This is a genomic window from Mesorhizobium sp. M1050, from assembly GCF_040318715.1.
Classification (GTDB): Bacteria; Pseudomonadota; Alphaproteobacteria; order Rhizobiales; family Rhizobiaceae; genus Mesorhizobium.
Genome location: NZ_JAMYMV010000003.1, coordinates 199,834 through 211,080 on the forward strand (window position 1 = coordinate 199,834; position 11,247 = coordinate 211,080).

General features: G+C 65.2%; 9 protein-coding genes and 1 tRNA gene. 6 read left to right on the forward strand and 4 right to left on the reverse strand.

Going from position 1 to position 11,247, the window contains the following annotated elements; genetic code table 11:
• Positions 1-24: 24 nt before the first annotated feature.
• Genes NKH57_RS03295 through NKH57_RS03305 form a run of 3 tightly spaced genes read left to right on the forward strand, consistent with a single transcriptional unit; the run spans position 25 to position 5,856 of the window.
• Complete coding sequence (locus NKH57_RS03295) at positions 25-1,086, forward strand: ImuA family protein (RefSeq protein WP_352941676.1); 1,062 nt, start codon at positions 25-27, stop codon at positions 1,084-1,086.
• A complete protein-coding gene (locus NKH57_RS03300) occupies positions 1,028-2,506 on the forward strand; it encodes a DUF6504 family protein (protein WP_352941678.1) in 1,479 nt (492 codons plus the stop codon). The genes NKH57_RS03295 and NKH57_RS03300 overlap by 59 nt, the downstream gene beginning before the upstream one ends.
• Positions 2,503-5,856, forward strand: a complete 3,354-nt coding sequence (locus NKH57_RS03305; protein WP_352941680.1) for an error-prone DNA polymerase — start codon at positions 2,503-2,505, stop codon at positions 5,854-5,856. Before NKH57_RS03300 ends, NKH57_RS03305 begins: the two co-directional genes overlap by 4 nt.
• 228 nt (positions 5,857-6,084) lie before the next feature.
• Here NKH57_RS03305 and NKH57_RS03310 read toward each other — a convergent pair whose 3' ends face one another.
• The 4 genes from NKH57_RS03310 to NKH57_RS03325 form a co-directional block, all read right to left on the reverse strand.
• Positions 6,085-6,333, reverse strand: coding sequence for a Trm112 family protein (locus NKH57_RS03310; RefSeq protein ID WP_352730724.1), 249 nt, complete (start codon positions 6,331-6,333; stop codon positions 6,085-6,087).
• 169 nt (positions 6,334-6,502) lie between these two features.
• Positions 6,503-7,174 carry an LON peptidase substrate-binding domain-containing protein gene (locus tag NKH57_RS03315; protein ID WP_352605698.1) on the reverse strand — a complete coding sequence of 224 codons (672 nt, stop codon included), beginning with the start codon at positions 7,172-7,174 and terminating at the stop codon, positions 6,503-6,505.
• 93 nt (positions 7,175-7,267) lie between these two features.
• Positions 7,268-8,269: a thioredoxin gene (gene trxA, locus NKH57_RS03320; protein ID WP_352730726.1), complete on the reverse strand. Its 1,002-nt coding sequence runs from the start codon at positions 8,267-8,269 to the stop codon at positions 7,268-7,270.
• An 84-nt stretch (positions 8,270-8,353) separates the two neighbouring features.
• Positions 8,354-8,851: a prolyl-tRNA synthetase associated domain-containing protein gene (locus NKH57_RS03325; protein WP_352941704.1), complete on the reverse strand. Its 498-nt coding sequence runs from the start codon at positions 8,849-8,851 to the stop codon at positions 8,354-8,356.
• A gap of 260 nt (positions 8,852-9,111) precedes the next feature.
• Between NKH57_RS03325 and NKH57_RS03330 the strand changes: the two genes are divergently transcribed.
• The 3 genes from NKH57_RS03330 (at position 9,112) to NKH57_RS03340 (ending at position 11,167) form a co-directional block, all read left to right on the forward strand.
• Positions 9,112-9,186, forward strand: a tRNA-Gly gene (locus tag NKH57_RS03330).
• A gap of 472 nt (positions 9,187-9,658) precedes the next feature.
• Positions 9,659-10,297, forward strand: coding sequence for a DUF1326 domain-containing protein (locus NKH57_RS03335; protein ID WP_023763068.1), 639 nt, complete (start codon positions 9,659-9,661; stop codon positions 10,295-10,297).
• A gap of 9 nt (positions 10,298-10,306) precedes the next feature.
• Positions 10,307-11,167: a DUF2182 domain-containing protein gene (locus NKH57_RS03340; RefSeq protein ID WP_352941683.1), complete on the forward strand. Its 861-nt coding sequence runs from the start codon at positions 10,307-10,309 to the stop codon at positions 11,165-11,167.
• Positions 11,168-11,247 lie beyond the last annotated feature (80 nt).

An 11,247-nucleotide genomic window follows, 5' to 3' on the forward strand; every position in this document is an offset into this window, starting at 1 on the left:
AATTGTGAGTGGAAGCTGACCGTCATGGCGATGACCGCCGTGGCGCGGGAAACTGTTTTTGCCCTGCGCCGCCAGATCGCGAAAATCGAGGGAACGCTGCCCGAGCGCCTGCAGGCGCCGGCCGCAGCGACCCCTGATGCTGACGCCAAAACCGATGTCACGCCCAATACCGATCTCACAATCGTCCGACGTGGCATTGCCGCGGCTTTGCCGGATGCGTACCTGCCCACCGGCGTCGAGCGTCTCGATGCCGCCCTGAGCGGCGGCCTGCCGAAGGCAGCCCTGAGCGAAATCCATGGCACGCAAACCCGCGATGCCGGGGCCGTCGCCGGCTTCGCCCTGTCGCTCACCAGCCTGATCCTCAAGCAGGCGCAAGGGCTGCCGGTGCTGTGGATCGGCACCACGGAAATCTTCCGCGAAGCCGGCTTTCCCTACGCCAGGGGGCTTCATGCCTCGTTCGGCATCCAGCCGGAACAATTGCTGTTTTCCGAGGCGCCAAAACTCGTCGATGCGCTGTGGGTCGCCGAGGAGGCGGCCCGGATGACGGCGCTCGCCGCCGTCATCCTGGAAATTCGCGGCAATCCGCAGCGGCTGGACCTGACCGCGACGCGCCGGCTGCATGCGCGGGCGCAAGGTGCCGGCCGGCCGGTGTTCCTGCTGCGGCAGGCGGCAGAGCCCGAACCGACGGCGGCCCCCGTCCGTCTCATCGTAGCGTCGGCGCCGGCGGTACCGCGCGACACCATCGCCGGGCCGCTCGCCGGCTCGATCGGCCACCCGGCCTTCACCCTCACCATCGGCAAGAGCCGCACGGCCCTGCCTGGACAATTCACACTGGAGTGGAACCCCGATGAACGCGCATTCGACGAAAGAGCGGGCGACGATAGAAGGGGCGAAGAGAGAGGCCGGACAAAGAATCCTGTCCCTCTGGTTTCCCTATCTGGCGGTGGAACGGATCCTGCGGCAGCGTCTGGGGCGGTCCTGGCGTTCCCGGCCGTCGGATCACCTGCCGCCGTCTCGCCCACCGCTCGTGATCAGCCATCGCGACCGCAACGCGCAACGCATCTCGGCCCTCGACGAGCGGGCTGAGGCGCTGCACCTGAAGCGCGACATGGGCATTGCCGATGCGCGCGCCATGCATCCGTCGATCGACATCGTCGAGGCCGATCCGGAGGCCGACCGCCGCCTGCTCGAAGGCCTTGCCGACTGGTGCGACCGCTACACCCCGCTGGTGGCGCTGGACGGGGCGGACGGCCTGTTTCTCGACGTCACCGGCTGCACCCATCTGTTCGGCGGCGAACGCGCCATGCTGGACAATATCCTGTCGCGCTTCTTCCATCAGGGGTTTGACGTCCGCGCCGGGCTTGCCGCGACACCGGGTGCGGCCTGGGCGGCGGCACGGTTTGCCGGCGACCGCATCGTCGATGGCGGCGAGGAGGAAGCGCTGCTCGCACCCCTGCCGCTGGCCGCGCTGCGCATCGAGCCGGCGACCCGCGCCAGCCTGGAAAGCGTCGGCCTGCGCACGGCGGGCGCCGTCATGGCGGCACCGCGCGCGCCGCTCGCCCGCCGCTTCGGCGCCTTGCTGCTCTTGCGCCTCGACCAGGCGCTTGGCCGTCTCGACGAGGCGGTGTCGCCGCGCCTTCCCGTCGCGCCGCTTTCGGTCGAACGCCATCTGGCCGAGCCCGTCACCCTGACCGAGGACATTGAACGTCTGGTGGGCATGCTGGCGACGACCTTGAAAATCGACCTCGAGCGCCGCGGCGAGGGCGCCAGGGCGCTGGCGCTGCTGCTCTTTCGCGTCGACGGCGCCGTCAGCCGCATCGCCATCGGCACCTCGCGGCCGATGCGCGAGCCCCGGCTGATCCAGAAATTGTTCCACGAGCGGCTGGCGGCGCTCGAACAGGATATCGATGCCGGCTATGGCTTCGATCTGGTGCGGCTTTCGGTGCTGACATCAGCCGTTTTCGACATGCAGCAGGCCGACCTTGCCGGCGAGGTGATCGACGACGGCGCCGATATCGCGCTGTTTGCCGACCGCATCCGCGCCCGGCTCGGCGATGGCGCGGTCCTGCAGCCGGTTGCCGTCGAAAGCCATCTGCCGGAGCGCGCCGTCGCCACGATCCCCTTCACCGAAGCGCCGCGCCGGACCACGCCGCCGAAGAGGCCGGACAGGCTGCAGGCGCCGAAAACCATCTTCCCGCCGGAACGGCCGATCCGGCTGTTCCGCTCGCCCGAACCCATCGATGTGCCGGCCACCGAAATGCCGGAGGGACCGCCACTGAACTTCCGCTGGCGGCGCGCGCTCTACCGAGTGACGCGAGCCGAGGGGCCGGAGCGCATCGCGGCGGAATGGTGGCGCGAGACGCCAGGCGACGAAGCGGCATCGACACGCGACTATTTCCGCATCGAGGATGCCGACGGCCGCCGCTACTGGCTCTACCGTCAAGGCCTTTACGGCGGCGCCTCGCAGGTCCCGCCGCGCTGGTTCCTGCATGGTGTCTTCGCATGAACGCGCTGACCGTCATTCCCTATGCCGAGTTCGGCATCCAGTCGAATTTCTCCTTCCTGCGCGGCGCTTCCAAGCCGGAGGAACTGGTGGTCGCCGCCAAGCTTTTGGGCTTTTCCGCGATCGGGCTTGCCGACCGCAACACGGTGGCTGGCGTGGTGCGCGCCTGGCAGCAGGCCAAAGTGGAAAAGCTTTCCTACCACCCCGGCTGCCGGCTGGTTTTTGGCGACGGCACGCCGGATATTCTCGCCTATCCCAGGGACCGCAAGGGCTGGGGTCATCTCTGCCGCATGCTCACCCAAGCCAACCTGCGCGATGAAAACGAAAAGGGCGCCACCCTTCTCCAGCGCAGCGACCTGCTCGAATGGGGCGATCTGATGTCGCTAGCGGTCCTGCCCGATCTGACGGCGGGGGCGCAAGACCGTCTCGCCTTGCTTCGTGATCTCAAGCATCGTTTCGGCCGGAACCTGCGGCTTGGCGTTTCGCCCGACTATGCCGGCAATGACCGTTTCCGGATCGAGCAGGCAGCGGCGTTTGCCGAGAGCGCCGGCATCCCGCTGATGGCGACCAACGACGTTCTCTACCACACGGCCGAACGGCGCCCGCTGCAGGACGTGCTGACCGCGATCCGCCTCAACACACCCGTCTCCGAGGTCGGGCTGCAACTGGCCGCCAATGCCGAACGCCACCTGAAGCCGCCAATGGAGATGGCGCGCCTGTTCCGCAGGCATCCGCAGGCACTGGCCGAAACCTTGCGGTTTGCGCAGGAGCTGACTTTTTCGTTGAGCGATCTCCAGTACAACTACCCCGACGAACCGACGGAATCGGGTCTCGGGCCGCAGGCCGAGCTGGAACGGCTGGCGCGGGAGGGGGCTGCCGAGCGTTATCCCGCAGGCGTGCCCGCTTCGGTGACCAAGCGCATCGCGGAAGAGCTCGCTCTGATCGAGCGCCTCAACTACGCCCGCTATTTCCTGACCGTCTATGACATCGTCAAGTTTGCCCGCAGCCAGGACATTCTCTGCCAGGGACGCGGCTCGGCCGCCAATTCGATCGTCTGCTTCTGCATCGGCATCACAGAAGTCGGGCCGGACAGGATCGACACGCTTTTCGAGCGCTTCATCTCCGAGGAGAGGAACGAGCCGCCGGATATCGACGTCGATTTCGAGCATGAGCGACGCGAAGAGGTCATGCAGTACATCTATACGAAGTATAGCACCAAGCGCACGGCATTGGCCGCCGCCGTCATCAGCTACCGCGGCCGTTCGGCGCTGCGCGAAGTGTCCAAGGCGATGGGCCTGTCGGAGGATGTCAGGGCGTCGCTGTCCGGCTCGATCTGGGGCTGGTCGACCTCGGAACTCGGCGAAAAGGAAGCCCGCGCCGGCGGCCTCGATCGCGCCGATCCGGTGTCGCGGCATGTGTTGGAACGCGCCAACGAGATCATGGGGTTTCCCCGCCACCTGTCGCAGCATGTCGGCGGCTTCGTCATCACCAGGGACCGGCTCGACGAGATCGTGCCCATCGTCAAGACGGCGATGGACGAGCGCAAGATGGTCGAATGGGACAAGGACGATCTCGACGCGGTGAAGATCCTGAAAGTGGACGTGCTGGCGCTCGGCATGCTGACCTGCCTGAAGCGCGCCTTCACCTTGCTGGAGGAGCACTATCCCAATGCACGAGATAGATATGGCCGGCCCTATGTGCTGGCCACGCTGCCGCCCGAGAACAGGAATGTCTACGACATGATCTGCCGCGCCGACACGCTCGGCGTCTTCCAGATTGAATCCCGTGCCCAGATGTCGATGCTGCCGCGCCTCAGACCGCGCGAATTCTATGATCTTGTCATCGAGGTGGCGATCGTGCGGCCCGGGCCGATCCAGGGCGACATGGTGCACCCCTATCTGCGCCGTCGACAGGGCAAGGAGAAGGCCGAGTATCAGAAGGCGGAATTGAAGGAGATTCTCGGCAAGACGCTAGGCGTACCGCTGTTCCAGGAACAGGCGATGAAAATCGCCATCGTCGCCGGCGGTTTCCGGCCGGGCGAGGCCGATGAACTGCGCCGCGCCATGGCCACCTTCAAACGCACCGGCACGATCGGCAATTATCGCCGGCGCATGATCGACGGCATGGTTGGCAAGGGATACACCAAGGACTTCGCCGAGCGCTGCTTCAAGCAGATCGAGGGCTTTGGCGAATACGGCTTTCCCGAAAGCCACGCCGCCTCCTTCGCGCTGCTGGTCTATGCCTCCTGCTGGTTCAAGACCTTCTATCCCGACGTGTTCTGCGCCGCGATCCTGAATTCGCAGCCGATGGGATTTTACCAGCCGGCCCAGCTGGTGCGCGACGCGCGCGACCATGGCGTCGACATCCGCGACGTCGACGTCAACTTCTCGGTCTGGGACTGCACGCTGGAGAAAGCGCCTTTCGATCCGGCCCGCATGCTTGCGCGCCATGCCGAGATGCGCGGCGTCATCGAGACGGATCATGCGCTGCGGCTCGGATTCCGCCAGATCAAAGGCCTTTCCAAGGAGCGCATGGAGCTGTTCGTCGACCGGCGCGGCGACGGCTACGTGTCCGTCAGGGACGTCTGGCTGCGCTCCGGCTTGGATGTCGGCGAGATCGAGAGGCTGGCGCAGGCCGACGCCTTCCGTTCGCTTGGCCTCGATCGTCGCGAAGCCTTGTGGGCGGTGCGGGCGCTCGACGGCAAGAGCGCCGCCGAAAGGCTGCCGCTGTTCGACCAACCGGCACTCCGCCTGCGCGACCTGGAGCCCGAGACGAAGCTGCCGAGAATGCCGCTCGGCGAGCATGTCATCCACGACTACCGCTCGCTCGGCCTGTCGCTGAAGGCGCATCCGGTCGCCTTCCTGCGCGAGCGCCTCGACCGCGCCGGCGTCACGCCCAATGCGAACCTGCCTTGCGTGCGCGACGGCCGGCGTGTCTCCGTTGCCGGCCTCGTGCTGGTGCGGCAGCGCCCCGGCAAGGGCAATGCGATCTTCCTGACGCTCGAAGACGACAAGGCCGTCGCCAACATCATTTTCTGGCAAAGAACCTTCGACCGCTACCGGCCGATTGTGATGGGCGCGCGGTTCATTCGGGTCACCGGGAAATTGCAGTCGGAATCGGGTGTGGTCCACATCGTCGCAGAAAAGGTCGAGGACCTGACGCCTTGGCTAACCGTGCTTCTGGAGAAAGTCAGCGAAGCCGCACCGGCAGTCGCCGGTCCTCAGGAACGCACGGCCAGAAGTCCGGATCGCGACAGTCGACCCACAATCCGGAGCGCACCGATCCGACAGGATCTTGCGGCATTATCGGGAGAGGCGGAACAAGTGATGCCCAAAGGGCGTAATTTTCAGTAGTGGCAAAAACGATGTCAGCGGGACAGCACCCCCTCTGTCCTGCCGGACATCTCCCCCGCAAGGGGGGAGATCGGCAGTTCGTGCGTGCCGCCAGCCTTCAGACGTTGGAGATTGGCGAAAGCCGAAGAACGCGTAATCTCCCTCCTTGCGGGGGAGATGGCCGGCAGGCCAGAGGGGGGTGCTGGCCCGCCAGCCACGGAAATTTCTGCGCTCCAGCGGCGCTCGAATTCACGAAGGCCCGCCAAGGCGCGGCGGCGGAGGGGCCAGCACATCCTCCACGGACAGCGTCCGCGCTTCCGAGGGCAGCATGATCGGAATGCCGTCACGCACCGGATAAGCGAGCTTGGCGACCCGCGAGACCAGCTCACCACGCTCCGGATCCCAGGTCAGCGGCCCCTTGGTCAGCGGGCAGGCCAGCAGCTCCAGCAGCTTGGGGTCGACATTGACCTTCTTCCCGTCACGTCCAACCGCCGCCATAAGATTCTCTTTCCAGCCAGTTGCGGCCTAAGATGTGTTGAGTCAGGTCAGGCCGACCCGAAAACGGCTGATACCGAGACCCGGAGCGGAGCGTACTTTGGGTACGTGAGCACCGGAAGTGCAGGAAGCCTCCGTTTGCAGGCCGGCCTCACCTGAATATCGGCACATCCTACTGCAGGCTCGAACCAAAGTCCTCATTCTCGCGCGCCAGCGCCATTTCGGTGATGGCGATCAGCGTTTCGGCTCGGGTCTTCAGGTCGGCTGCTTCGAGCAGCGCCTGTTTCTCGGCCGGCCCGTAGGGCGCCATCATCGACAGCGCGTTGACGAGCATGGCGTTTTCGGCCCGGCTGACGCTTTCCCAGTCGGCTTCCAGGTCGTTGGCCTGCAGATAGGCGCGAAATGCCTTGAGCAGCGATGGCCGGTCGATCTCGTCGGCCGCCTGATCCTCATCGAGATCGGCCAGGAAGGGCGCCAGCTTGGCCTGGCGAAACGGCGTCTTGACCGTCAATTCGCTTGCAATGCGGAACCGGCACACGCCCTGCAGCGAAACCAGATAGCGGCCGTCACCGGTCTCGGAAAACGCAATGATGCGCCCGGCGCAGCCGACATTGCAGAGCTCCGGCTCGCCGTCGGCACGCAGCGCACCATCGAGCCTGGGCTGGATGACGCCGATGAGCCGCGAGCCGGTGATGGCCTCGTCCACCATCTGCAGGTAGCGCGGCTCGAAGATGTTGAGCGGCATGCGGCCTCCCGGCAGCAAAAGCGCACCCTCGAGCGGAAAGATCGGGATCGTCGACGGCAAATGCTTGGCGAGCCGGTAATGCGCGTTTCCCGCTTGCACCTCATTCCTCCGATCGCTTCTTCACGAAGCGCATGCATTAATCTGGCGCGCTGATCGCCGACGCCAAGCCCGTGCGGCAAAACAACACCAAGGTCAGGAAAACAGCAGTGCCGACAATTTGCGCCGCGCCGCCAGCGTCGCCTCGTCGGTCATGCCCCAGGCCTCGAACAGTTGCAGCAATTGCGTCCTGGCGCCGTCCTCGTTCCAGGTCCGGTCGGCCTTGATGATGGCCAGCAGATTGTCGGCCGCCGCGGTGCGGTCGCCATTGGCGTTCTGAATCATGGCCAGATCGAAGCGCGCCTGATGATCCCCAGGATTCTCCGCCAGGCGCCGCTCGAACTCGGCCGGATTGCCAAGGGCCGCCGCTTGCGCGGCAACCGCCATCTTGGCACGCAGGGCGGCCAGCGGCGGCGCATCCTTCTTGCCTTCCGGCGCTGTTGCCAAAAGTGCCTCGGCGCCTTGCACGTCGCCGGCCTCGAACAAAAGCTCGCCCAGGCCGCCGATCGCCTCGACGGTCTCCGGCGCCTGCGCCAGGATGGCATCATAGATGTCGGCCGCGGTCTGCATGTCGCCGGCGTCGCGCGCTTCCGCAGCCGCGGCCAGCGCCTCGGCCACCGGCGGCGCGCCATCGCCCTTGCCGCCGACCTTGGTGATGAATTCGGCGATCTGGCTCTCGGGGATGGCGCCCATGAAGCCGTCGACCGGCTGGCCGTCCTTGAAGGCGATGACCGCAGGAATCGACTGGATGCCGAGCTGGCCGGCGATCGACGGATGATCGTCGATGTTCATCTTGACCAGCTTGACCTTGCCACCGGCGGCCTTGACAGCCTTTTCCAGCTGCGGCGTAAGTTGCTTGCAGGGCCCGCACCAGGGCGCCCAGAAATCGACCAGCACCGGCTGGCGGCGCGATTCCTGGATGACGTCGGCGGCAAAGGCGGCGGTCGTCGTGTCCTTGATGACATTGGCAGGGGCAGTGGGCGCTTCGCCAAGCGCGACCTTCGCCGGAGCCGGCGCGGTGCCGCCATACTGCACCGATGTCGTGTACTGACCGCCATTGCCGCCGAAGGGGCCGCCAAACGGATTGTTGTCGCTCATCTCTTTAACCCCTTCCGTAGCGGGGCCGGCTGGCAGCCGGCGCCATATCCTTCAGATCATCGGTTTCAAGCCACCATGTGGCGATCACGCTGAGACTTTCAAGATAGCAGCATCGTGCCCGGTTGCCTCGACGAATCTGATCAGGTCCCCTGCGGCGATTGACGTCGTCGCCTCATTGGTCAGCGGATGCGCGTTGATCACCGCATGCTCCATCAAATCCTTGTCGAGCACGAGCTTGACCCTGTTTGCGGTATCGTTGATGACGCCAAAGACCGTGACAGCGCCCGGCGTGACGCCAAGCAGCTCCATAAGCATCTCCGGCCTGCCGAAGGAGACGCGGCTGGCGGCGCCAATCACCTGGTGGATCTGCTTCAGGTCGACAACGGCATCCTCGCCGACGGTGACCAGGAAGAAATTGTCCTTCTTGTCCTTCAGGAACAGGTTTTTCGTGTGCCCGCCGACGATTTCGCCGCGCAGCGCCTGTGAATCGGCGACCGTGTAGAGAGGCGGATGGCGTTTCGTCGACGTGATGATCCCGAGTTCGGCAAGAAAGGCCATCAGGTCGGCTTCGGTCTTCGGCATCGGTTTGTCTTCGCCCGGTTTCTCAGCCATGCCGTTTACGGCCAATGGGGCGGCCGACACAAGACCGTCATGCGACATCACCGTGAGCGGCACCGCCCTTCGCGGTGGCGCCCCCGCCGCCTGCCGCTCGCACGCCCGCCACCGCGCCGGTGGCTTGCCGGCATCGCCCGCCGTGTCACAAAAAAGCCTGCGATTTCCCTGTTGCAATCGCCGCGCTCTTCAGCCATATAAGCCCGGCTTGCGGCCAAGACGCCGTGTGAGCGGGTGTAGCTCAGGGGTAGAGCACAACCTTGCCAAGGTTGGGGTCGAGCGTTCGAATCGCTTCACCCGCTCCAAATCTTCTTTAGATTTGAAAAGCAAAAAGGGCCCGGGTAACCGGGCCTTTTTGCTATCTGGGTCCGGGGGAGAGGCGCGAGGGTATCGCCTTTCGACTTGCAATTGCGATCCCGATCGCCGGCGACCAGCCTATCCGAACGCAAGCATGAGGACTCCTTAGGGCCTCTATACATTTCGAGCCGCTGGATGCACCGTGGATTTTCCCCAATTCCAGGCATCGAATCGAGGGCCGCGCCGGCTGGGATGCCCGCGCTCCGCTTCTGCCGAGCGGCTGAATTTCGCCTTGCCGGTGTCGATCTGGAACGGCGTCTTTACGCCTGGCGTGTCTCGAGCGTGGACGCAAGGACCGCCAGACAATCGCAAGAGCCGGGCTTCCGGATTGAGCGGCAAATCACGGAGCGACGCACGAACTGCTGGCGTGCGCCCAACGTTCGACGTATGATTGCCGCTCAATTTCGGGAGGAAAGAGCCATGGACGCAGTGCCTCAATGGCGCCTCGCGGGCGATTGGTTCGACATCTGCAGCTGCGACATCCCTTGCCCGTGCGAGTTCGCCCAGCGACCAACCGGCAATCACTGCCAGGGCGTGCTCGCCTGGCATGTGCGCGAGGGTCAGTATGGCGACGTGAAGCTCGACGGCCTGACGCTGGTGGCGCTCGGCGAGTTCGAAGGCAATCTATGGGCCGGCGAGGCAAAAGCCGTGATGGGCATGTACCTCGACGAGAAGGCGAATGAGTCGCAGCGCGAAGCCCTGCAGGTAATCTTCGGCGGCCACGCCGGCGGCTGGCCGGCGGGCTTTGCCGCCAATGTCGGCGAGATGCGTGGCATGGAGTTTGTGCCAATCACTTTCGAGGTGGCAGGCGACCTCGCCAGCTGGCGAGTCGAAATTCCTGGCCTCGTCGTCGGTCGCGCGGAAGCGCTTTCCGGTCCTACGACACCGCCCGGCAAGCGGGTGCAGACAATCAACCCGCCGGGCTCGGAGGTCGGCCCAGGCCAGGTTGCCACCTGGGGGCGTTCTGTCGAGGTAAGCACCAAAGGCTTCGGGCTGGACTGGACGGGCACGGCCCGCTCGAGCAAGCACATTCCGTTCGACTGGTCCGGCCCGAACTAGGGCGTGCCGATGCCCGGCGCGTTCCCCAGGAAAACGTGGCGGCTCGGGAATTTGCGTGGCATTCCGCTCGGCCTTCTCGCGTCGCTCGTCGTACTGACGGCGGCGGCATGGGCGCTCACCCTCTACCAGACCTTCAGCATGGACATGCCCATGGGCATTGCGGTGCGCGGCGGGATGGAGGGTATGGAAGGCATGGCCGGCATGGCGATGGCCGGAATTGCGGCCGACGGCTGGTCACTCGCCGGCGTCGCCGCCTTTCTCGCAGTATGGACCGTGATGATGGCGGCTATGATGCTGCCGGCCGCGGCGCCCATGATCTTTATGTTCGCGGCGGCGCAAGCCAGGCGCGGATGGCAGGTGGCCATTCCGACCTGGATTTTCGTCGCGGGCTACCTTCTCGTCTGGGCGGCAGCGGGCCTTCTCGTGTATGTCCTGGTCCAGTTCGGCAGCGAGTTCGCGACAAGCCTCGATCCGCCCCAGCGGTCGAAATGGGCGCCGCTCGCGCTGGGTGCCACGCTTGGCGTCGCCGGCCTCTACCAGTTCACGACCCTCAAGCGCATTTGCCTCAGCCATTGCCGCTCGCCGCTCGCTTTCGTTGCCCAGCACTGGCGCGACGGGCGGGTTGGCGCGCTTGAGATGGGGCTGCGCCACGGGCTGTATTGCTTCGGTTGCTGCTGGGCGCTGTTCGCCATACTGGTCGCAGCCGGCGTCATGAGCCTCGCCTGGATGCTGCTTTTGACACTGATCGTCTTCGTCGAGAAGCTGATGCAGCGTGGCCGACGCTTCGAAGCTGCTTTGGGCATTGCGCTAATTGCCCTCGGGATCGCCGTATCGTACGGGGTGATCGAGATGCCTTGGACAAGCGGCTAGAGCGGAATGAATTGAGGCTGAATCGGCGTGGGATTCCCTTAGGCGTGCAAATCTGATTCAACCTTCATGCTGGGCAAGGA